The sequence below is a fragment of the Arcticibacter sp. genome (assembly GCF_045629565.1).
GTDB lineage: Bacteria > Bacteroidota > Bacteroidia > Sphingobacteriales > Sphingobacteriaceae > Arcticibacter.
The window spans coordinates 63365-85874 of the sequence record NZ_JAZQRL010000063.1 but is presented as its reverse complement, the minus strand read 5'-3'; the positions used below and the strand labels follow the sequence as shown (position 1 = coordinate 85874).

The 22510-nt window shown below is 44.4% G+C and carries 18 protein-coding genes; 2 read left to right on the top strand and 16 right to left on the bottom strand.

The features are described 5' to 3' along the window. Nucleotides 1–540 precede the first annotated feature (540 nt). The gene (locus ACKI5J_RS08365) at nucleotides 541–2076 is read right to left on the bottom strand and encodes a Do family serine endopeptidase (protein ID WP_407428431.1); all 1536 of its coding nucleotides are present in this window, start codon (nucleotides 2074–2076) and stop codon (nucleotides 541–543) included. Nucleotides 2077–2261: 185 nt separating this feature from the next. Here ACKI5J_RS08365 and dapF point away from each other — a divergent pair, with 185 nt between their 5' ends. Further along, nucleotides 2262–3038 carry a diaminopimelate epimerase gene (gene dapF / locus ACKI5J_RS08360; protein WP_407428433.1) on the top strand — a complete coding sequence of 259 codons (777 nt, stop codon included), beginning with the start codon at nucleotides 2262–2264 and terminating at the stop codon, nucleotides 3036–3038. Nucleotides 3039–3128: 90 nt separating this feature from the next. Next, nucleotides 3129–4874 carry an aspartate--tRNA ligase gene (gene aspS, locus ACKI5J_RS08355; protein ID WP_407428429.1) on the top strand — a complete coding sequence of 582 codons (1746 nt, stop codon included), beginning with the start codon at nucleotides 3129–3131 and terminating at the stop codon, nucleotides 4872–4874. Nucleotides 4875–4921: 47 nt separating this feature from the next. Here aspS and ACKI5J_RS08350 read toward each other — a convergent pair whose 3' ends face one another. The 15 genes from ACKI5J_RS08350 to upp all read right to left on the bottom strand — a co-directional run bounded on the left by ACKI5J_RS08350 (nucleotide 4922) and on the right by upp (nucleotide 22469). After that, the gene (locus ACKI5J_RS08350) at nucleotides 4922–6130 is read right to left on the bottom strand and encodes a DUF3826 domain-containing protein (RefSeq protein WP_407428427.1); all 1209 of its coding nucleotides are present in this window, start codon (nucleotides 6128–6130) and stop codon (nucleotides 4922–4924) included. Between the two features lie 92 nt (nucleotides 6131–6222). Beyond that, nucleotides 6223–7179 carry a hypothetical protein gene (locus tag ACKI5J_RS08345; RefSeq protein ID WP_407428425.1) on the bottom strand — a complete coding sequence of 319 codons (957 nt, stop codon included), beginning with the start codon at nucleotides 7177–7179 and terminating at the stop codon, nucleotides 6223–6225. A 22-nt stretch (nucleotides 7180–7201) separates the two neighbouring features. Then, a complete protein-coding gene (locus ACKI5J_RS08340; RefSeq protein WP_407428423.1) occupies nucleotides 7202–9073 on the bottom strand; it encodes a RagB/SusD family nutrient uptake outer membrane protein in 1872 nt (623 codons plus the stop codon). A gap of 43 nt (nucleotides 9074–9116) precedes the next feature. After that, the gene (locus tag ACKI5J_RS08335; RefSeq protein WP_407428421.1) at nucleotides 9117–12326 is read right to left on the bottom strand and encodes a SusC/RagA family TonB-linked outer membrane protein; all 3210 of its coding nucleotides are present in this window, start codon (nucleotides 12324–12326) and stop codon (nucleotides 9117–9119) included. Between the two features lie 315 nt (nucleotides 12327–12641). Next, the gene (locus tag ACKI5J_RS08330) at nucleotides 12642–13202 is read right to left on the bottom strand and encodes a DUF3109 family protein (RefSeq protein WP_407428419.1); all 561 of its coding nucleotides are present in this window, start codon (nucleotides 13200–13202) and stop codon (nucleotides 12642–12644) included. 57 nt (nucleotides 13203–13259) lie between these two features. Continuing rightward, nucleotides 13260–14015, bottom strand: a complete 756-nt coding sequence (locus ACKI5J_RS08325) for a DUF3108 domain-containing protein (RefSeq protein WP_407428417.1) — start codon at nucleotides 14013–14015, stop codon at nucleotides 13260–13262. A gap of 9 nt (nucleotides 14016–14024) precedes the next feature. Further along, on the bottom strand, nucleotides 14025–14540 hold the full coding sequence (locus ACKI5J_RS08320; protein ID WP_407428415.1) for a DUF2480 family protein: 516 nt from the start codon (nucleotides 14538–14540) through the stop codon (nucleotides 14025–14027). Between the two features lie 156 nt (nucleotides 14541–14696). Beyond that, on the bottom strand, nucleotides 14697–16799 hold the full coding sequence (locus tag ACKI5J_RS08315; protein WP_407428413.1) for a SurA N-terminal domain-containing protein: 2103 nt from the start codon (nucleotides 16797–16799) through the stop codon (nucleotides 14697–14699). 104 nt (nucleotides 16800–16903) lie between these two features. Continuing rightward, a complete protein-coding gene (gene lptC, locus ACKI5J_RS08310; protein WP_407428411.1) occupies nucleotides 16904–17464 on the bottom strand; it encodes an LPS export ABC transporter periplasmic protein LptC in 561 nt (186 codons plus the stop codon). Between the two features lie 2 nt (nucleotides 17465–17466). After that, complete coding sequence (locus ACKI5J_RS08305; RefSeq protein ID WP_407428409.1) at nucleotides 17467–18759, bottom strand: hypothetical protein; 1293 nt, start codon at nucleotides 18757–18759, stop codon at nucleotides 17467–17469. Beyond that, the gene (locus ACKI5J_RS08300) at nucleotides 18743–19495 is read right to left on the bottom strand and encodes a type III pantothenate kinase (RefSeq protein ID WP_407428407.1); all 753 of its coding nucleotides are present in this window, start codon (nucleotides 19493–19495) and stop codon (nucleotides 18743–18745) included. The genes ACKI5J_RS08305 and ACKI5J_RS08300 overlap by 17 nt, the downstream gene beginning before the upstream one ends. Nucleotides 19496–19608: 113 nt before the next feature. Then, on the bottom strand, nucleotides 19609–20586 hold the full coding sequence (locus tag ACKI5J_RS08295; protein WP_407428405.1) for a DUF6427 family protein: 978 nt from the start codon (nucleotides 20584–20586) through the stop codon (nucleotides 19609–19611). Nucleotides 20587–20614: 28 nt separating this feature from the next. After that, a complete protein-coding gene (locus ACKI5J_RS08290; protein ID WP_407428403.1) occupies nucleotides 20615–21130 on the bottom strand; it encodes a DinB family protein in 516 nt (171 codons plus the stop codon). Further along, nucleotides 21127–21819, bottom strand: coding sequence for a YjjG family noncanonical pyrimidine nucleotidase (locus ACKI5J_RS08285; protein WP_407428401.1), 693 nt, complete (start codon nucleotides 21817–21819; stop codon nucleotides 21127–21129). Before ACKI5J_RS08285 ends, ACKI5J_RS08290 begins: the two co-directional genes overlap by 4 nt. A gap of 8 nt (nucleotides 21820–21827) precedes the next feature. Beyond that, the gene (upp, locus tag ACKI5J_RS08280) at nucleotides 21828–22469 is read right to left on the bottom strand and encodes a uracil phosphoribosyltransferase (protein ID WP_407428399.1); all 642 of its coding nucleotides are present in this window, start codon (nucleotides 22467–22469) and stop codon (nucleotides 21828–21830) included. Nucleotides 22470–22510 lie beyond the last annotated feature (41 nt).

Below are 22510 nucleotides of genomic sequence, written 5' to 3'. Positions count from 1 at the left end.
CCTTCCCGTCGCGGTGCGGCTTTTATGTTTGGGCAACCTTTTGATTCAGTTGCTTAACGATCTTGTTTTCATTCCCTCCAGGCGTCGCGCCTTTCGGTTTTTGTTCCCCCGATTTGGGATTGCAAAGGTAAGAAGGTTTTTAATATCTGCAAAAAAAAGTTGAACTTTTTTTTGACCCCCTTTTCTCCTCTTTTCAATCTCTCACTTAGCCTTGCGCTTTGCGTTCCCTTGTTCGTTTTGGGACTGCAAAGATGGGAACTTTTTGCATTCCCTGCAAGTCTTTTGCGCTTTTATTTGTGAAAAAATGAACCTTTTAAGCTTAGTGATTTCTCACCCTTTGTTTATCAAGCCATTAGACAACAATATGCAATGAAAAATGTTTCAAAAAAACATCTCGTCTCCAGCTTGCTACCATTATAGCAGCCGCCCCTCAGGCCCAGCCCCAGTTTCCATACGGTGATTAAACTTTCTCACGTGCCAGGCAACAAAAAACCCCCTGCGTTTACAGGGGGCTCTGACATCTATTATATATAAATTATATTAATCAGCTAAAGGGAACGTCATCATCACCCTCGAACCATCCGGAGATATTCCGTTAATCCGCAACATATTATTCTTGCTTGCCGCTAACGCTCCGTCAATGTCATCAATCTTATTGATCGGCTTCTCATTGATACTGGTAATAATGGTTCCTCTTTCGATTCCGTAACTATTAAACAAACCGCCACGACGAGAATCCGTCACAACTAAGCCTCCATTTATATTATACTGCTTCTTTTGTGCGGCTGTAACCGGACTAAAGCTTGCACCCAGTGTATTATAAATTTCCGTTACCGAACGGGTGCTCTTCGCAACATTAAGCTGATCATCTCCCTTAAGCGTAACAGACACTGATCGCTCCTTGCCATCACGCAGAAACGACAGCTGTACCTTATCGCCAGGACGCAGACGACCAACCTTTTCCTGAAGGTCTGCAGATGACATGATCTTCTTACCATCAACCTTAGTAATGATATCACCCTTCTTCATACCCGCAGCAGCTGCACCGCCACCTTCTACAACGGAGTTGACTAACAGACCGCTTATCTCCTTCAAACCAAGTTCCTTCGATATGCTGGCATTAAGTTCCTGGAAGGTGACACCCACAAAACCGCGCTTTACAGCTCCGAATTTGATGAAGTCATCCATGATCTTCTTTGCCAGGTTTACCGGAATAGCAAATCCATATCCTGCATAGTAGCCTGTTTGAGATGCAATCGCGGCGTTGATACCGATTAGCTCACCCCTCGTATTTACAAGAGCTCCACCGCTATTACCTCTGTTGATAGCAGCATCAGTCTGAATAAATGATTCAATTGCAGAACTTACAGCAGGTCCCTGACTACCTCCACCTCTTCTAGGTTCAGCTTGCTGCTCATTCAGTATACCGATACTTCTTCCCTTTGCACTCACAATACCAGCTGTAACAGTAGTATTCAATGTCAGCGGATAACCCACTGCAAGAACCCACTCCCCAACCTGAACGTTGTCCGAATTTCCAAGTTTAACTACTGGCAAGCCTGTGGCTGATACTTTCAGCAAAGCAAGATCTGTATTGGGATCCCGTCCGATAACCTTAGCTTCAAATGACCGGTTATCTGTAAGTATCACTTCTATCTTATCTGCATTCTCTACTACGTGGTTATTAGTAACGATATACCCATCATCACTTACAATAACACCAGAACCGGATGCCCTGCTTGGCTGACTCTGGGTGTTACCTCGGGGGCCACCAAAAAAATCGCGAAACATTTCCTCAAAAGGATCTCCGCTTCCTTGTCCGCCTCGCGATCTGGAACTAGATCCTCCATATACCGTTTGTATATGCACTACGCCCGGGGTCACAGCCGCAGCTGCCTGAACGAAATCAACATCCCCTGCTGAAGATACACTGCTTGGATTATGAGTAAAGAAAACTTTTTGCTTCTCCTCTATGCTCATTTTCCCCAAGGATTTGTCTTCAAAAAGCTTATAGCCTCCTATGGCGACCGCGCCTCCGAAGATGGCAGTCAAAAGTGTTATACCTATTTTTTTCATATTCATCTATTTCTTGTGTTTACATCATCAAATGTAATACCACTTAAACGGTAAAAGCAACCGAACGATGCCATGAGCAGTGTTAAAAAATGTTAAACACCCCAAACACGCTTACAGTTTTAAGATAATGCTTCTCATCGAATTTTTGTAATCTTGTAATGAATTGAACCACAACAGCAACGATGATGCATTTTTACAAATATCAGGGCGCCGGCAACGATTTCATACTTGTAGACAACAGGGATCAGGCCATAAACCATGAAAATCCCGCCTGGATAGCGTCTATATGCGACAGACGATTCGGTGTAGGAGCCGACGGAATGATGTTCCTGCAATCCAGGGAAGGATACGATTTCGAGATGGTCTATTATAATTCAGATGGCAAACCGTCCAGCATGTGCGGAAATGGAGGACGATGCATTGTGGCCTTTGCAAAGCATATGGGTGTCATCAAATCGGAAACTAACTTTTTGGCAGTAGACGGCCCGCATTATGCCAAAGTTTCAGAAGAAGGCAACTGGGTGAGTCTACAGATGATTGATGTGCAATCCATCATCAACGACGGAAAAGCCCAGGTTTTAGACACAGGATCGCCTCACTACGTAGTCACCACAGCCGGACTATCAGGTAAGGATGTCTATTCTGAGGGTAGATCAATCCGCTATAATGAAACCTATAAAGACACAGGAATCAACGTAAATTTTGTTGAGGATATGAACGATCACTACTTCGTGCGCACTTATGAACGCGGGGTAGAAGATGAAACCTTCGCATGCGGAACAGGTGTTACAGCCGTTGCTCTGGCTATGGCGAAAGCTAAAGGGCAAAGTGGTGACATTTACACAAAGATCAAAGTACTCGGAGGCAATCTGAACATCCGCTTTCATCATGATGGAAAAAAGTTTTCCAACATCTTTCTTGAAGGTCCGGCCGAATACGTCTTCGAAGGAGACATAAAGTAGTTCCACGTGGAATTACATCTGTACAATCTAACAAAACAATAGAAACATACCCTCAGAAGTACTTACTTTTGCAGGTCTAATAAAACTTTTATGCATAGAACGAATACTTGCGGAGAATTAAATCTTAATGATTTAGGTAAAGAAGTTATCCTGGCCGGATGGGTACAGAAATCTCGTGATCTGGGCGGAATGACATTTATCGATGTCCGCGACAGATACGGAATTACGCAGCTGGTGTTTAATATGGATGAGGATAAAGATTTGTGTGCTCAGGCGCGTGAGATCTCCCGCGAGTATGTAATTAAGGTAACCGGAACGGTTGTCGAGCGTTCCAATAAAAACCCTAAAATACCGACAGGCGAAATCGAACTAAAGGTCTCTGCACTTGAAGTATTAAATGCAGCCAAACTCCCACCCTTTTTAATCGAAGACGAAACCGATGGGGGCGACGACCTTAGAATGAAATACAGGTATCTCGATTTGAGACGTGCGCCGCTTCGCAACAATATGATCCTACGCCACAAAATGGCCCAGGAAATCAGAAAGTATTTGGACAACCAAAACTTTCTTGAGGTAGAAACACCGGTCCTTATAAAGTCCACTCCTGAAGGGGCCAGAGACTTTGTCGTGCCCAGCCGCATGAACCCGGGAGAATTTTACGCTCTTCCTCAATCACCCCAGACGTTCAAACAATTGTTGATGGTCTCAGGGTTTGACCGCTACTTCCAGATCGTAAAGTGTTTCCGCGATGAAGATTTGCGCGCAGACCGCCAACCCGAATTTACCCAGATAGATTGCGAGATGGCCTTTATCGAACAGGAAGACATCCTTAACCTCTTCGAAGGATTAACCACTCACCTGTTCAAAAACATTAAAGGTATTGAGATCGGCGACTTCCCACGCATGTCATATGCAGATGCCATGCGTCTCTATGGGTCAGACAAGCCTGATACCCGCTTCGGAATGCAGTTTGTGGAACTTAATGAAGTGGCTAAAGGGAAGGGCTTCCCTGTTTTTGACGGAGCCGAGCTGGTTGTAGGCATAAACGCTAAAGGCTGTGCTCATTATACCCGCAAACAGTTGGATGAACTTACTGACTTTATAAAAAGGCCTCAGGTAGGCGCAACCGGAATGGTCTATTGCCGTTTCAATTCAGACGGCACACTTAAATCTTCCGTTGACAAATTCTACAACGAGGATGATCTTAAAACATGGTCTTCAGCATTTAACGGCGAACCAGGCGACCTGTTTCTCGTATTAAGCGGAAGCGAAGATAAAGTACGTAAACAATTAAACGAACTGCGCCTGGAAATGGGCAGCCGTCTCGGCCTCCGCGACAAAAGCAAGTTCGCACCTCTTTGGGTAATCGACTTCCCGCTGCTTGAGTGGGACGAAGAGTCCGGCCGCTACCATGCGATGCACCACCCTTTCACTTCTCCCAAGCCTGAAGACATTTCGCTTTTAGATACCCATCCCGGTGATGTCAGAGCGAACGCTTACGACCTTGTAATCAACGGAACAGAAATAGGTGGTGGATCCATCCGAATCCATGATCGTACTTTACAGGCTCTTATGTTCAAGCATCTTGGTTTTTCCAAAGAGGATGCACAAAAGCAATTCGGATTTTTAATGGATGCGTTTGAATATGGCGCCCCGCCGCATGGTGGTATAGCCTTTGGTTTCGACCGGCTGGTGTCTATATTCTCAGGGCTTGATTCTATCCGCGATGTCATCGCCTTTCCGAAAAACAACTCAGGAAGAGATGTCATGATCGATTCACCATCCACGATTTCGGATGCCCAAATGAAAGAATTAAATATCAAGACAACAATCTAAGGTAACAAGTGTGGGAGCAGTGACTTAACACGATATGCTCCCACACTTTAATCTCTCTTCTGTCTTTTCTCCAGCTCTTCAGTTGCTTGTCTTAAATTATACCCCTGAGAAGAAAGATAATTATTAGCTCTTCCCCGATACTTCGCGAACCACTGATTTCTTTCTCTACTGGTCAAAACATTCATCGCATTGTCCCGCGCTTCCACCAGATAGCCGTACACCTTTTGCTTTTGATCTTCTTTAAGGTCAGGAAGCAGGCTCTGAAACTTTGTATATTCCTTATGCAACCCGTTGCCTGTCATTTCATTTTTGACAAGCTCGACTTGTTCTTCACCCAAAAATTCCGACAACTTAGCGATGTAAAGTGAACGTTGCGTATCGAGCTTCGCCTTTGAATCATGCCAAACTTTCTCATCCGCCTCATCAGTCAGTTTCTTGCTGCCAAGCTTTTTATTCTCTTCTGCTTTCAGCTCCCTATTGTGCTGTATGGCCTCCATCATCTGATATTGATGTGCTATCAAATTTCTGACAGACTCTGCCTTTGCGGCATCATTAAGCGCTAAAGCCTTAATGATCCGGTTAGACTCTGCTATTTCCAAAGAACTCGCGTCGAGATCACGCCTGGCCGCCCATTCTTTACCTTCATTCTTGAGGTCGTAACCATTTGCAGCCAGGTAATTAGCAATTTTTCCTTTATACTTATTAAACCAGGCATGTTTCTCTTTTGACGATCCACCTTTCATGGCATGCTCCCGCGCTTCAGTGAGGAAATTCCAAATCTTACTTTGCTCTTCTCCACTTAGGTACGGCAACATCAAAAGATAGTTTTTATAAGTCAGCGGTACCGTATTATAGGTCATGCCATCCTTGACAGCATCGATCTGCTGTGCGTTCAATTCTAAAGAAAGAGAATGTAAAAATGAAGCATGCACCTTATCTACCTTGCGATCGGCATCCTGCCTCAGGTTGGCAATCTTGCCTTCCGATGCCTTTTTCCTTTTTAACTGCTCAATTTTCTTATCTCTCCCACTATGGATCTTATTTAAACTGCTGTACTGATCTGCGATTAAATTACGCACCTGAAGTGCTTTAACCTGATCAGCTATCTGCAGAGGTCCCATTATCTTTACGGCACGCTCGTTAGCCACCTTGCGGTACTCCGATATTTCCCGCTTACCGTCCTGGGCAGTCGCAAAACAAACCGACAGTAATGATAAACATAGAAGGTTCAAAAGTATTTTGCTCTTTTTTTTCATCTGTTTTCTTAACAAGTATTGGGGTGTTAGTTAGGCGGACCAACCGATCCGCCCTTCGTATACATCGCGATTTTTTACCTGAGCAGAAGCGATTAGTTCTGAACTTTCACGTTTATCACAATAAATGGCTTCTTGGTGTAGTCAAAATCTATTTGTTTAATATGAATGGCCCCTAGCTTCCCTTCGGGAGTTTTGAAATAAACCACTGAACCTAACTTCAACGTTTCAGCGGAGGTAGGAGCTGTAGCCTTCAATGTAGGCGACTTCGTAGAGGCAATACTTTGAATAGCCGCACCAGATACGAGCTCGTCCCGAAAAGCGTTCGCGTCATTAAAAGCTTTACTAAACAGCGTTTCTCTTTTGGACCAGGACGAAATATCAAACTCGGTGAATGGCAATGGACTTGCGCTCAAAGAATATAGATGATATAGATGCCCGTAGGTAGCATTCTTGTCATTCGCAGCTGCAGGCGTACGATAAAATGAAAAATCGAGATCGGCGGAGACATCTTTACCGGCGGCATATGAAAATGCCTGTCCCTGCTTTATCGAATAGTATATCGGCTGGTCTGTGGAAACCGAGTCAGACAGGTAGATCTTACGGTTCGCTATCAGCGTAAAATTGGGCCTGACATTGAATGTAACAGCCTTGTATCCGTCCCCAATATATTGCGCCTGCTGGTTCAATGCATATATGCGGTATTTATTTTCGCCGGCACGAGTCGCTTGCAGCTTAAAGACACCTGAATAGGAGCGTTTATCCGCATCGTCAGGAAGGTTAATTTGCAGTACAGGTCTTTCTACACCTTCCCTCTTAACACACACAGCGGCCATATCCTGCTTTGCCGAGGTAATGGTATATTCGATGTAGACGCTGTCACCGTCATTCACTTCTTTAAAGTCTGTTATGCTGAAGGGATGATTATTATGAAAAGTTACAGAAACATCATTGAACATATTGTAGATGTTCGGTGCTTCCTTTTTACAAGCGTTTAGTGTGAACATCAGCCCGGTAATCAGACCGATTATCTGGAATTTACGTTTTGTCATTTTTGTATTGTTAATTGTCTGATTAATCTAATGGGTCAAATATCCCGCCTGCCCAGCCAATAGTTGGCAGCAGCAGAGCGCTCGAATACATAAAGTCATTATGAAACGTATAGAAGTAGTGATACTCCGGTATAGTGAACGGGCCGATGTTGCTCGGCGTTAACGTCCCATTACGGAAATACTTGGTGTAGGTACTCTTGTTATTGATATTCAACGTATCGCGCATCAACGCGGTCGAATTCGGAACCGGAGCCTCCAAAAGATCTTTCATCGCCTTAAGAGCATTTTCACCATCGGCATTTAATCCTATTCGTATGGTTTGAATCGTTCCGCTCAGTGTATGCCATTTCCTCAACCTCCTCAGATCCGCATTTCGCTTATTTTCAAAAGCGAACTCTACCATACGCTCATTCGTGATCAGTTCCCGCATACTGGCCATATCGGCACCTCCGGTGGCAAGACCATAGTCATTACCTGCATTTCCCTCTTCAATTCCGGCTCTTTTACGAATCTCTCTAACCAGGTTTTTCGCCTGAGCCAGGTCTCCCGTTTCATTCAGACATTCCGCGTAATTCAACATCACCTCGGCGAAACGTATTTCAATCCAGTCCATCCCGCTTCCACCCAAGTTATTTGAGTAATTTACGGCACTTGACGTTAGCGAAGGCGTGGCAAACTTCTTACTGTATATACCATAATCCGCATCTGTTGATCTCTCGTAATTCCACTGTTTCCGACCTGCTTTACCACTTAATGCCCATACACTGCCATTATAGGCAAATGTAGCCTCAAACCGTGGGTCACGATTCTGCCAAAACATAACCGGATCGTATTGATACTTCGCGCTACCATCTGTACTGGTAATCGGGTTTCCGTCTTTCATCGGATAGGAATCCAGCAAGATCGTTGTAGGTATAAAGGCATTGTTAGCCGACCCCCCTTCACTCTTAGGCCTGACCCGGTTCTCGGTATTATGCCCTCTTCTTTCCAACGTGCTGGAGTAGCTCCGGATAAGAATCGCTTCGGTGTTGCTAGCACCTTCAACCCTAAAAATTTCCGCATAAGAGGGCATTAGCTTACGGCCCGCTGCCACACAAATATCATAAGCCTCTTTATTCGCCTGCAAAGCTGTATTCCACCTGCCAGCATCGTAAGCGTGTTTTCCATCATTTCGCGGGTTAAACTGTGGGCTCGCCCAATATAAGAGAACTTTAGCCTTTAAAACCGCTGCGATTTCACGTGTGACCCTGCCTGTGCCTGATCCATCACTCCAGGTTGCTCCATTCAGATACTCCATACCAAGCTCGAGATCTTTAACGATCTGATCAAAGCATTCCCTGGCACTAGCTCGTCCGCCTACATTTAAACTGCTTGGAGTCTGAGGCTCGAGAACTAACGGAACTCCACCATAAACCTTGACCAGCTCAAAGTAGTTCATCGCCCTCAGCACATGGTACTGTCCTAAGAATTTGGTTTTCACAGCTTCCGGCAGAGTACCCTGTGGTATGTAAGTTATCGCATTATTAGTTCGCGCTATATCAAAATATCGGTTGTCACCAAAGTTGTTTCCCTGATATTTATTCCCGACAAACCGCACATCATTATTGGCAAGAACACCCTGTAGTCCGAGTGCTGCCTTTGCCCATTGATCATTTCCTGAAAAGTAATTTTCGTCGCTCGCCAGGTGGATGGGGTAACGATCGTAAGTATCCTGAAAAGGGAACCGGGGAACCGACATGTCATAAGTCTCCCGCAAATGCATTTCAACGGCTCCTTCTGTACTCCAGATAGCCGCATCGATTCCTCCCCTGTCTTCCAATTCAAAGAAATCGTCCTTATTAATGCATGCCGAAAAGAAGGTAGCTATCATCAAAACTACCAAAGATCTTTTCATTATAGTTTTATATTTATACGTCTTAATCATCACAATTAATCAATTAAAAGTTAACACTTAAGCCCAGGGATATGGTCCTGATAGTGGGATAGTCAAAGGCACTGGAGGTATACGGATCCTTGTATTTCAAAGGGTTTACAATTGTCCAGAGATTGTTTCCAGTCGCCAGTATGCGTGCATTTCCGAGCCCTAATCGCCCCGCAATTCTGGACGGAACCTTGTAACTTAATGTCATATTATTGACCCTGATCATCGTTCCGTCCACGGCCCAGAACGTTGAGTTCACACCTATCGAAGGGTCATCGTACCGTGGCATTTTTCCCTGCATCGGATTCTCGGGAGTCCACCGGTCACGCCATATGGTCAAAACATTTTCATCCAGTGTCGCGTCCTCTCTTGCCCTGCTGTCATAAAACACCTTCCCTCCAAATCTTGCAGCGATATTTGTAGTCAGACTTAAATCTCTATAAGCTAAGTTCAACGAGATACCTGTGCTCAAAAACGGATTCGTGCGATTAAACATCGGAACCATATCCGATTCATCGATGATTCCATCTTTATTCATATCCTCATAAGTCAGCCATCCCGGCTCTGGGATAGCCCCTTTGAAGTTATAGTTCGGATTTTGCAGAAGAAACGCATCAACCTCTTCCTGCGTCCGCAACATACCGGTGGATATCAGACCTATGTTACTGCTGGTGTATAATCTGGGATTTAATCCTGTAGTGATGATATCCTCGCCAATGATGATGGAAAGCTCATTCGGATTGTACAGTTCACGATAAACCACTGAATTGCCAAAGCTGAAGTTCATGTTGGCTGATAAACGCAGGTCTTTCCCGAAATTTGTCCTATAACCCAGGCTAAACTCCGATCCCCAGTTGTACACCTCCCGATAATTTACAGTAGCAGACTTGAATCCGGCGTACATAGGATATAACTTATCCACACCACCGTCAAATCCATCAAAAGTACGGTTACGAAAAACCTCCACCCCGACATCGAATTTTCCGTTGAATAAAGAAGCCTCTAAACCCACATTGACAGTCTCCTTTTTCTCCCATGTGATAAACGGATTAGGAAGCACCCCGGGATTCAAACCAATACTGTTGTTGCTGCCGAATAAATATCCGTCGTTTAAACCGATGAGGTACCGCTCCTGCCAAAGTCTCGAGCCTACGCGGTCGTCTCCTGTGATACCGTAATTTGCCTTCAGCTTAAAAAAATTGACAAACTTGACATTGTCCTTAAAAAAGTCTTCAGCACTGATCACCCAAGCCGCTCCTATACTGGGTGAGAAACCCCATCTGTTTCCGGCCGCAAAATTCGAGGACGCATCCAGTCGTCCCACCGCCTCCAGTAAATACTTTTTATCGATGTCATAATTAAAGCGACCAAAGAATGAACGCTTTGTTGACTCAGTAACCGTTCTCTGTGGTGTCTGAATCTTGTTTATGTCAAATGCCCATGGATCCTCTGTGCCAGGAACCAGTTGTCCTACCCATATATTTGATTGAGCCTCATTATAGGATACAGTTTGCTCGCCCCCGACAGTCAGATCAAACGTATGCAAGCCCAGCGTTCTGGCGTACTGTAATGTTAAAAAGCCCTGATAGCTATTCCCCCTCGTTTGACCCGCTCTGGTTTCAGCGTTGTTCATATTCACCACTGATACCACACTATCTCTATCCGTTGCCAGCTCATTGGTGAAGAACTTTCCATTATTACCCGTCATATTGAAGGCATACTCGTTATAAGGCGCTTTGTATAATCTGGTGTTAGAGCTCGTCCCGCCTTGAGATATCTGGAACTTAGCAGAAAAACCTTTTAAAAACTCTGGCTGATAGTTTAAACTTGCGTTAATTCTATATCCTTGTGTTCCCCGGTTGTCATAGTACCCGGAATTCAATAGCGCTAAAGGATTTGTTCCGAAATCAACCGGTTTTCCGTCAATACTGATCGGTACCCATCCCGGTACGGTAATGATCGAGCGAAAGAAATCCGCATCATTTTCTTTACCCAGATCGTTATTTCCTTTCCGGGAGGTGTTATCGACGTTAAAATTGACATCTGCCTTAAGACCTGGCAGGATATTCGCAGACAGACCGCTCCTCATCGTATATTTATCAACCTTTAATCCCTGGTAGTTGCCGTTCTCGTTCTGATAACTTCCACCGGCGAAAAACGTTATTTTATCACTCCCACCCGAGATACTGAGATTATGCCTCTGCATTATGGACGAACTCCATAGTTCATCATACCAGCTCTTCGTCTTTAATGTCTTAAGATATTCGAGATCTTGTGCTGAAAAAAAATTCGTCTCAGGCTTGTTCCCGATAACATTTCCTTCGTTCAGAAGTAAGGCGTGCTCATATGGAGAAAGCATATCAGGTGTTGTCGCAGCATCGGAAACTCCCAGATAGCCGTTATAAGTAACGCTAGGCTTCCCTTGCTTTCCCCTTTTGGTGGTAACAAGGACGACGCCCTTGGCACCCGCAGCTCCATAAATTGCGGCAGACGCATCCTTCAAAATGGTGAGGTTTTCAATCATGGAAGCATCCAGGTTGTCGAACGTTTCGCTTGTTACCGTTATACCGTCAATGATATAAAGCGGCTCTGAGGTCGCGCCTATTGTATTACCCTGCTGACTAGTGGAAGAATTCCTGATATTTAAGTCAATCGACGCACCCGGCTTTCCCGAAACCTGACCTACACTAACCCCTGCTATCCGCCCCCTCAATGCTGCAGCAATATTAGGCGCAGGTATGTCCTGCAACTCCTCACCCGAAATGGTAGCTACTGAACCTACGATCTCTGACCGCTTCCTCTCACCATACCCCTGCACGATCACCTCATCAAGGTAAGACGTTTCGTCCTGAAGTGTTATATCCAGTGTAACTTTCCCCTGAACTGCGACCTCAGTGGTTTTGAATCCGAGAAAACTGAAGATCAGCGTTTCATTACCAACTGGTAAGTTTATCCGGTAGACGCCGTTTACGTCTGTGCTCGTCGCTGTTCCGGATCCTTTGACCCTCACGGTCACCCCGGGCAAAGGTTCTCCCTTCGAATCTCTGACTGTTCCGGTAACATTTATCCGCGAGGCGGCGAGCGAGCTCCGGTTCCTGACGAGCTCTGCGGGACTAGCGGCCACTACATCGGAGGCAGCACCTAAGGTAAGTGCTGTTAATAAATGAATAAAGGCAACTTTCGTCGCTTTTTTCAGCTGATGTTGGTTGTGTAAATTTTCTTTCATATTTACATGGTTAGTTAAAAGTTAGCATTTTGGGAAACAAGCGATTGTTCGCACCGCTAAGTGTTTAGTTATATATAATTGGGCTCTGCTACCAAAGCAGCAAGTACGGTTAAGGCATGGTTACGTGAAAACGTTTACATTGGTTTATCACACTGGTTTCAAACCAAATATACAGGAGGTTTACAGCTCTTTTATATAGGATATTCTCTAAAAACTGTACCATATTAGCATGACAGACTGGTTCCATCACGCTTACGAAATAATGAAAGTTGGAGGCAGGGCATGGGGCCGGCCTCGTCAGATGTCGCTGGAATTTTAGCCTTCTACAGACCTCTCAAGCTCAGCGTACCACTCCTCCCCATACTTACGGATAAGCGGCTCCTTCAGGAATCGATATACAGGTATCTTTAATTCCTTTCCAAAAGAGCAAGCCGGCTTACAAATATGCCAGCGATCGTAATTCAACACATCGAATTCAGGGTATGCCGTGACGCGAATAGGATAGAGATGGCATGATATCGGCTTTTTCCAGTGAATCTTACCGTCCAGATAAGCTCTTTCAATAGCACATTTACTAACACCATTTTCCCACATCACATAAGCGCATTCCTTATTATCATCCACACATGGAGTCGTGTAGTCTCCTTCAAAATCTTTAACCCAGGTACCGGTACGTTCAATCGTCGCAATACCAGCCTCTGTCATATAGGGCTTTACATGCGGATAGATATCCTCCAGAATCTTCAGTTCCGACATCTCCAGAGGAGCTCCGGAATCACCCTCCACGCAGCAGGCACCCTTGCACTTGTCCAGATTACAAACAAAATTCTCACTTAAAACATCCTCATGCACCAGGGTTTGCTGTACTTCTAACATATCATTCTGAATTTGAGCGCAAAGGTCGGAATAAATGATCAGAAAAAAAGCCTATTCTCAATATCGCAGACCTTTGGCAGAAGTAAGCTCCAGCGTAACCGAGCCAACAAGGATCTCCACCTGTGCCTTAACGGGAATCCTGTTGCCATCATCCGTTATCCACAGATATAGTTTACTGTCCTTCTTAAAGATACGGCCTGGCTTAATCGATGGATTAAACTTCAGGCAATTTATGGTTCCCAAAGCCGTTTTTACCTGTTCCTTGCCAACATAAGTAACCTTAAGCTCAGAAACTTCATCATCAAGAAAGTAGGGTAAAGAAAATACCGTACCTACCTTGATCCCGGCAAGATCAAGACTGCGCGCAAAGTAAAATGCCGATACCAGATCAAAGGTTTTATCCTTACCATTAAACGTACCCTTCTTTCCCGTAACCTTTTTCGTTTGCTGATTGAACCTAACCCTATCCTGTCTCCGGTAGTTCGCTTCCCGAATATTTTCAGTATACAGATAGGGTAAAAGTGTGGTTTGGTCTATATAAGAATCGTACCGGTTCCGGACTTTATAGAACAAGTTAAACGATGCAGCGGTACGACCTTGTGCAAGCAGATGATAGACCGAACGGTTATCAAACTTCAGATCTGTTGCCAAAACGCTTATAGTCGCTTCAGCTGCCGTGATAAATCCATAACGAAGCCTGTATCTAAGTTCCTCTCCCGGCTTGAACGCCGGCTCTTTTCTATAATCAAGGCTTTGAGAGAAAGTCCCCGTGATCCACAAGACAAGTGGTAAAACCAACAACAATCTCTTCATGCTATTCAATTAGTCTTTACGCTTAAAAATAGGCACAGTAGAGCAAGGCTCCCCATACATAATGCTCTTGGCAACAGCACTGAGTCTTCTGGTCAGCTCAGCATACGCAGATACCGGTACCGGTATCTCACCGCAGCCTTTAATAACAACACGCTGATCCCTGTATTGTTCCATATCAATGGCCTGAACAGCCCGGTCAAACAGAACCGTTTCAAGCGTTTCTAAAGAACCAAAAACCACTGTAGATGCATATGGCTCCATTTTATTCGCCAAAAGCATATACGCCCAGGTAGGCACAATTGCATCCGAAGAACATGTCAATGCAATATGTTTACCCTTATACTGGCTCCAGTCATGCAGTTTTATAAATTCCCTGAAATCCTTTTCCCGCAAAAGGAGGCCATGAAAGAGATTCTCTTTTATATCGTATATGACACGCTCGCCTTCCAAATACAGTACTGCAGGATCGAAGCTGATCAACCCACTTAATGCAACCCTATTTACTATATTTTCCTGTATTTCCATTTTAATTTTCTGAATAACAAATGTCGTGTTTGTTTGATGACTTGTTATAAGTCTAAAGTAAAAACTTAAAACGACATATTGTTTTAGCGCGAACGCTATAAAATAAAAAATCCCGAAGACAACTCTCCGGGATTTTTTTGTATGTATGAATAAGACCTAAAAGAACCTTAATCGGTAATCTTTAACCTTTGCCAGGTCGCGCAGTACTTCTAACACCTGGCCCTGGGCACGTTGATCCAAAGCCTGTACCATCTGCTGCTTCTGGTTGATGGTGTTCGTCAGTGGTGCAGGATTGGTAAACCCATTTACCTGAACAACATATACACCCTGCTCTCCTCTGATGACCTTCGACAGCTTTTTAGGCTGAAGGCCAAATACAGTTCCAACAACTTTGTTCTCCTGAGCAATACCTGGAAGAACCGGATTGGCAAACACGATATTCTGTACAGGAGTTACCGGGCGGCCAACCTTCGATGCAACCTGATTGATAGATGACGCTCCTGAAAGAGCAGCCTCTAACTTTTCAGCCAGCATCTTCGCCTTTACACGGTTACGTACCACAGGCTCTATCTGTGCCTTAACTTTCTCCAATGGAAGCGTTCCTACTTCGCGCACATCTGTAACTCTTGCTACAACGAAACGGTCACCCACCTCAAATACTTTTTCAGAAATATCACCTTCTTCAGACTCAAATGCCCAGCGAACAAGCTCACGCGGATTTTCAAAGCCTGGAATGTTTGCCTGTGAAGGCGTCAGATTCTCTGCTAATAGCTTAGTTACTTTATCTTTCTTTGCGGCCTCGTCAAATGACTTCGCATCTTTTACTTCTGAAAGAAATGCTGATGCCTTAGAAAAAGCTGTTGATTGCGTTTGACTGCTGCTGATCACAGCCTTATCAACGATTGCCACCTTAGCAACCCTTGATGACCCTATCTGCCGGTCAATACGGATAACATGTGTTCCATATTGAGTAGTAACTACTTTCAGATCGCCAGGTTTTCCGTTGAAAACTGCCTCTTCGAAAGCAGGAATCATAGACCCTCTTCCGAAGGTACCGAGGTCACCGCCTTTATCTTTAGTCGCGTCGCTGCCAAATCTCGAAGCAAGCTCAGCAAAATTACCGCCATTCTTAATAACGTTATATATCGAGTCTGCTTTCGCCTTAGCTCTTTCAGGACTTCCCTCTGTAGCCGGGCTGATCAAAATATGACTTGCCTTAACAGAATCAGGACTCATACGGGTATCAACAAGTTTTGCCAGCTTATAAGACCCGTTTGTGAATACCGGCCCTACAACCGTACCTACAGATGCATTAAATACAACCGAATCAAGTGCAGGCTCCAACTGGCCCTTCTTCACATAAGCCAGAGGCATCTTGGTATCTGCGTTAATGCTTACAAATAACGAATCGTTCGGTGTTGCTTTGAAATCAGCAGCAAGCTTATTGATCGCCTGAAGCGCTGCCGCTGTATCACTTTTGGAAGGACTTGCATCAAACGCTACATATTCTATCGTGCGTGACTCTTCTTTGTTGATAAATAAGTTCTTGTTCTCGTTATAATACTCAGAATAGTCTCCGTCAGTTAGTTTTACCTGGTTATCCGGTATTGATGAGTACTCCAGATTAACGTAGTTGAAATCTGCAAGCTTGTTACGCTGACTGTATTCTTCACGTGCTTCAAGGGACGTAACATAAATACTGTTTTTAACCAGATTATTGTATTTCTGGAATAAGCGGTTGCGCTGTATAGATAACAAGAAGTTTACCCATTGCTGGCGAACCGGACTGTTAGGATCCTGGCTTTTCAAGTTGTTCTGAAAGTTAGTCAGCTGCGCTCTGTCAAGCTGCCCCGTTTCAGGATTTCCGAAAGCCTGAACGATCTGCGGATCAGGGTTCTTTCCTGAGACAAGATCTTCGCGTTCCTGCTCTCCAACACTCAAACCAAGTCTTTCCACCTCTTTATTTAACAAGATCTCAGAAATCTTTTGGTTCCATGTATTCTCCAGAACATAAGATGCCATCTGGGGATTCAGTGTAGCCTGGCCCATTTGCTGTTTGAAATTCGCCTCGTTCTGATCTACCTGAGCTTTGAACTCATCGAAGCTGATCTTCTCACCGGCAACTTCACCAACAGTGGTACGGTCACCACCCATGAATGATCCTCCATAGCTTACCACATCCCCTACCAAAAATGCAACAATTGCAAAACCTATAGCTCCTACCAGGATATACCCGGCACGGTTTCGCAAGAAACTCATTATTCCCATATTCAACTAAATTATTCTCCCTAAAAAGAGGGCGCAAGATACAATTTTTAAAAAAATATACGAATACAAAATACGGGTTAGGCGTACTTCATATTTTACTGCATTAAACCGGCTCCTGACGGGAAGTTTCCCGTAGCATTAAATATTCTTGACTTCTTAAATGTCTCGTCACTTTCAAACCCGGTTCCGAATAACACGTTGCCGTTTTTTTGAGTAATTTGAACCATCTTGTTGGAGTAAAACTTCCGTTGTTTCTCGTCCCAGATCAGCTCATCCGATTTGTAGACATCTCCTTTCGTATTGGTTGCTACCACATTCTTTCTGAGTTCTACCAAACCCTCACCTTCGCGCCTTATAGCGTAGTCGGATACAATCCGGCTGGTTTCCTTTTGGTTTTCATCATAAAATATAAGGGTGACCCCTTTGACCATCTCATCGTATTTTTTGTCTTTATAACGGTCAACCTGGGGAGCGAGCATTTTCGCTTTGACAATAGCAGAATCACTATAAATCACCTCCACCCCGTAAGACTTGTCTACAGGTAGCAGGCTGTTATCAGCCGAGATTTTCTCTACGTCCCGGAGATCGTTTTCGCAAGACTGCAGGATCACCGAAATCATTAAACAAGCAAATACCCAGGATCTGACTATTTTCAACTTTAATCAAATTTATACCTTCTGAACCACTGATCGTTCAATGTAAAGCCAATAGAGAAGTTAACATATTTCTCACGCACCAGCGATGCTGAGCTCGGCCCGCGTTGACCCAGTTCGGCGGCGAAGTTTACTTTGTAAAAAGTGGTACGCGTCGGACTAGCCTGTAACGGGAAACCGAATCCCAGCGTTACTGCCATATCCTTGATGTCTGTATTGTCCAGATTCATGTAAGTTTTATCATACCTGAATCCTAAGCGATAGTCAACCACTTTCAAATAACTACCTACAGAATTGATATCCGGAGTAATTTGCGCCCCTACTGCAATTCCGTATGAATTGTTCAAACCCTCATTAATTCCGGCTTCTTCATAATCCTTCCATTTTCCATATTTGAAGTCTGCTCCAAACAACCAGTTATTCGACTTCTCAATGACAAACCCACCCGTATGCATCATCGGCAGCTTAATTTTAGACTTACCAAGATCGTTCACATATGTAGTATCCGATGCCACGTCTTCTCCTTCAGAGGACTTCAGATAACGGGATGCTACTGTACTTCTTTCCAGGTCAAGTTTAGGACCCGAGCTTCCGTTGTAGCCCAGCGTCAGTTTCACCCTCGGAGACAGGTTGGTGAAATACTGCAGACCGTAGTCAAAGTTGAAGCCTCCAATAGAACTATTGTCCTGTATCCTCGTATTATAGGCGCTGAAATCATTGGGAAACTCCACTGATCGGGTTTCCTCAAGCTTACCGAAAATATATCCTGCATTGAATCCAACACTCAGGTGTCTGCCTATTTGCAGTCCATATCCCAGGTAAAACTTCGATAGTCCGCCATCTCCTCCATATACCTTATTGATAAGCGTGGTGTCAACCATAGCGCTCTGTCTCGACTGGTAGCCAAGACTACTGTAAGGTATCAGTCCAAAACTCATCGCCGATTTCTTGCTGACGGGTATAGCAAAAAGCAAGTGGCTTAAAGAACCTGTGAAATCTGTTTCTGATAATCCTCCCCTGCTTCTGTTCATGTACTCGGTCGATATTCCCGCATCGAACGTGGTCATTCTGATCGAAGAATAAGAAGCCGGATTGGCCAGGTTGATGTTATTATAAGATCCTGGCTTACGCAAACCTGAAGAGATCCCGCCCATCGCCCGGTTCTGCGGAAGCAGCGATCCGTTCAGGGATCCGATTCCAAATTGCGAATAAACGGAGCTTGTAGTCGTTTGCGATGAGGCACTCAATGCGCTGCAAACTGTCACTACGAATAATATATTCTTAAAAATTTTTGTCATTGTACTGATGAATAACTTCGTTTAAACCAATAAGCACCAGGTTTGGCTCAGGTTCAACAATGTGCGCAAAGATGCTATTTTTCAGCCGACTGACAAAAAAATTCGCATCCCCTCCGCATATCAACACCTTAAGATCCGGAAACCTTGTTATATAACTATTTATAAAGCCCGACATCTCATGATAAGTGCCCGTCATAGCGCCCGCTAAAATCGCCTCCGAGGTATCTCTGCCATACTCGCTGTCAAACTCCTTTTCTATCGGCACCAAAGGCAATCTTTCTGTAAATGCGTTCATGGACCTCAGTCGCATCTGTAGTCCAGGAGCAATCACTCCTCCGAAATAACGTCTTTCAGAATCGATGAAATCATATGTAATACAGGTGCCGGCATCAATACATAAACAATTTCTCTCCGGATGCAAAGCGGCTGCACCGATTATAGCTGCCAACCTGTCGAGGCCCAGAGTATTTGGTGTTCTGTAACGGTTATCAATCCACCAGGAGTGTTCTGCAGAAAAGCGGAGTAGCTTAGCTTTTCCTTCAAAGATTTCCTGGTAATCGTCCTGATTTTCCTTCACCGATGAAATGATGGCATTGTCTATGCCCCCTACCTGGAGTAGATCTTGAATCTCTTCTTTGCCGCTCCCTGAAAACGCACGGGTCTCTGTCAAATCATGTCCGCTGAACAACGCGACCTTCGTCAGAGTATTACCTATATCTATAACAAGGTTTACCATTGCGTTTTACAAAGTCGCGCTACAAGCCTGAATCTCATATCACAAAACTATTTAAATTTTGATTGCTATCAGCCGATGAAGTGTTAAAAAAGGTTAATGAACAACCGCACGATCTAAAAGATCTGAAAATAGATTATACAGCCGACCAGTACCAGATACAGCGATTCGTAAAACCAACGCTTCTGTGCGGAGATGAAATAATGCCCCAGGAAAATCGCTAAAGGCGGAAGAGTCAGAATGAAATGATTGACATTGTATTCTGATTTAATGTAAAACGACATGGCGGCAAACAGAAACATAAACAGCAAGGTCAGATAAGACTTCCTCACGTGTACGTTACTTCGGTTCAGCTTCTGGCTGATGGTGAGAAAAGACAAGAAGGAAAGTCCGATTACCGGCACAAGCACGGTGTAATCATACAAATTAATCGGAAAATCATTTGGAAAGGCGGTTGCGAAAGGAAATGCCGTTGCCGAAAGAACTCCCCAGGAATCATTGAGATAATTCAGCACGGCAAGAAACAGACATACCGTCAGAAACCCAATGATGCCCGATACCCACTCCCGCCAGTTAAAAGGCCTGAAGATCAGCAGGACGATCCAAAGCAGAAGCAACATGACTATAAACGGAAAGTAGACCAGTGTCCCCGCACCGACAATCATCCCCATATCGAAAACAACCGCTATAACATTATCTTTCCGGTAAATGCTTAGGAACTTCTCAATAAGCCATAAGAGGAAAAAGTTGGCTATAAGTACCGGACTGAGCACTATAAAAGGATTAATAAGCGCTGTTAAAGTAACATACATCAGAGCAGGGAGAAACGTAGGCTTCGGCAACAGGTTGTAACTGTTAACGATGCGGTTAAGGATCAACGCCTGGATAACAGATATGATCACTGCATAAAACACGCTGCTGAAGGGGCTGAAAAAGTCGGGCGGCAATTTCAGCAATACGGCTGTATAGGGTTCAACCAACGACACATTCAATGACTCGGGCAAATTGAATAATATCCCCACCCTTATGAGCACAGCTACGATAAGCAGAAGGAGGATATTAACGGGATTTATAGTTCTGAACTGATTGATCATGCGGGTTGTCCCTGAATAAAGGGCAATATTAGGAACTTTTTCTTATCCTTTCTAACTGCTTTAAATGATGTCGCGTGTGAATGTCGATAAATTTCAGCCATTCTTCGCAATTCAACATGCCAAGACGCGCATGGCGTGTACGTTGATGCAATGGCACTTTCGTCAACTTTGGCAGCAAATCCTGTATCTTGTTACAAAAAACAAGCATGTCATTTTTAGCCTCCTCTTTGCTAACGATTTTCACGATAGACGATACTTTAGGATGTGCTTTGATCTTCACAGGAGGAAACTTACCCATATAAAGAATGAGCCGTGCCATCAGGTTAGGCCCAGAAGACCGGTGACCAGACCTCGCATAAATACATCGCTCCACCGCAAGCATCGACCTCACGTTTACCTGTATCACATGGCAAAACACCTCAGAATAGGACCAGCCTCCGAGAGGCGGGGGCTTAACAAAATCTTCCTCGTCTATCTCCTTAAGCCAGGCAAGATAACTTGCTAGGGCATCTTTGATAGACGATGCACTGGCTTGAAGACTCATAACATCCCGATTAGGTCTTCCAAATGATTAATTTGCCATTTCACATCATCCGGCACAGCGAGTTTTCCTGGATTGAAGAATATAGCATCCATCCCGTAACCCATAGCTCCCCTGATGTCTGCTTCTATACTATCGCCTATCATCACACTCTTCTCCTTAACCGCTCCTGCACCCGCTAATGCATACTCAAATATCCTGCTGTGGGGCTTGTTTACACCCACATTTTCTGAGATGACGATCGTGTCAAAGTACTTGCCGAGATCTGATAGCTCGATCTTCGTATTCGCCTGCTCTCGGAACCCGTTTGTAATCAAATGGAGCTTATACTTTCCGGAGAGGTAAGAAAGCGTCTCATGGGCCTTAGGAAAGAGATTTGTTTTGGTAGGACAGGTCCGGACATACAGATCTTCGAACCCTTCAGGAATAAGATCTCCGCAGACACCCATATCCTCAAAAGTGTTCTTAAACCGTGCTTCCCGAAGTTGTTCTTTCGTGATATGTCCCAGATGGTACGAAGACCAGAGTGAATGATTGTGGTAGGTATATTTTTGGATAAAGGTATTAACGCAGCTTATGCCCAGTTCCTTCAGCGAATAAGACAGATATAATTCCTGAAGCGTTTCCTGTGCATTCTTGTCAAAGTCCCAGATGGTATGATCCAGGTCGAAAAATATATGGTTATATTTCATGAAGTATATTAATCCTTAATTCCGTAGGCCAGATCACCGGCGTCTCCTAGTCCTGGAACGATATAAGCTTTGGTTGTCATTTCCTCATCTATATCACCTAACCAAAGACGTGCACGCGGAAGGTTGGCTTTAACATGGGCTACACCTTCTGTACTGGCTATTAAAGAAACGACATGAAGTTGCTTAATCTTATACCGGTCAAGTAATTCTTTACAAGTTAATACCATACTCCTTCCGGTGGCCAGTAAAGGATCGGCAACGATCACTATTTTACCATCCAGGTTCGGTCCGCTAACATACTCCTTCTGAATCACGAATTTGCCATCCTTGCCCGTCTTTCTGTAAGCGGCGATAAAAGAAGAATCAGCGCGATCGAAAAAGTTCAGCAAGCCCTGGTGGAGCGGCAAACCTGCGCGCAGGATGGTCGCCAGTACCGGGTAGTTCTCAACCACCTGCACCGAAGCGGTGCCTAGTGGGGTCTCAAACTCCGTTTCTACGAAATCCAGCGTCTTGCTGATCTCATAGGCAAAAATTTCACCCAGACGTTCCATATTTCTACGAAAACGCATGCTATCCTGCTGGATCTGCGCATCCCGCAGCTCAGCAAGAAAATTATTGCCTATTGTTGAATTTTTAGTTAAAACAAACATTAACGTAAAATTACAGATTTTAAGAGATGAACGCTAATATT

Coding starts and splice junctions, on each gene's coding strand:
- ACKI5J_RS08325 (WP_407428417.1), bottom strand. CDS start 14,015: ATGAAGAGATTGTTGTTGGTTTTACCACTTGTCTTGTGGATCACGGGG.
- ACKI5J_RS08365 (WP_407428431.1), bottom strand. CDS start 2,076: ATGAAAAAAATAGGTATAACACTTTTGACTGCCATCTTCGGAGGCGCG.
- ACKI5J_RS08320 (WP_407428415.1), bottom strand. CDS start 14,540: ATGGAAATACAGGAAAATATAGTAAATAGGGTTGCATTAAGTGGGTTG.
- aspS (WP_407428429.1), top strand. CDS start 3,129: ATGCATAGAACGAATACTTGCGGAGAATTAAATCTTAATGATTTAGGT.
- ACKI5J_RS08340 (WP_407428423.1), bottom strand. CDS start 9,073: ATGAAAAGATCTTTGGTAGTTTTGATGATAGCTACCTTCTTTTCGGCA.
- dapF (WP_407428433.1), top strand. CDS start 2,262: ATGCATTTTTACAAATATCAGGGCGCCGGCAACGATTTCATACTTGTA.
- ACKI5J_RS08330 (WP_407428419.1), bottom strand. CDS start 13,202: ATGTTAGAAGTACAGCAAACCCTGGTGCATGAGGATGTTTTAAGTGAG.
- upp (WP_407428399.1), bottom strand. CDS start 22,469: ATGTTTGTTTTAACTAAAAATTCAACAATAGGCAATAATTTTCTTGCT.
- ACKI5J_RS08300 (WP_407428407.1), bottom strand. CDS start 19,495: ATGGTAAACCTTGTTATAGATATAGGTAATACTCTGACGAAGGTCGCG.
- ACKI5J_RS08335 (WP_407428421.1), bottom strand. CDS start 12,326: ATGAAAGAAAATTTACACAACCAACATCAGCTGAAAAAAGCGACGAAA.
- ACKI5J_RS08305 (WP_407428409.1), bottom strand. CDS start 18,759: ATGACAAAAATTTTTAAGAATATATTATTCGTAGTGACAGTTTGCAGC.
- ACKI5J_RS08295 (WP_407428405.1), bottom strand. CDS start 20,586: ATGATCAATCAGTTCAGAACTATAAATCCCGTTAATATCCTCCTTCTG.
- ACKI5J_RS08350 (WP_407428427.1), bottom strand. CDS start 6,130: ATGAAAAAAAAGAGCAAAATACTTTTGAACCTTCTATGTTTATCATTA.
- ACKI5J_RS08345 (WP_407428425.1), bottom strand. CDS start 7,179: ATGACAAAACGTAAATTCCAGATAATCGGTCTGATTACCGGGCTGATG.
- ACKI5J_RS08290 (WP_407428403.1), bottom strand. CDS start 21,130: ATGAGTCTTCAAGCCAGTGCATCGTCTATCAAAGATGCCCTAGCAAGT.
- ACKI5J_RS08285 (WP_407428401.1), bottom strand. CDS start 21,819: ATGAAATATAACCATATATTTTTCGACCTGGATCATACCATCTGGGAC.
- ACKI5J_RS08315 (WP_407428413.1), bottom strand. CDS start 16,799: ATGAGTTTCTTGCGAAACCGTGCCGGGTATATCCTGGTAGGAGCTATA.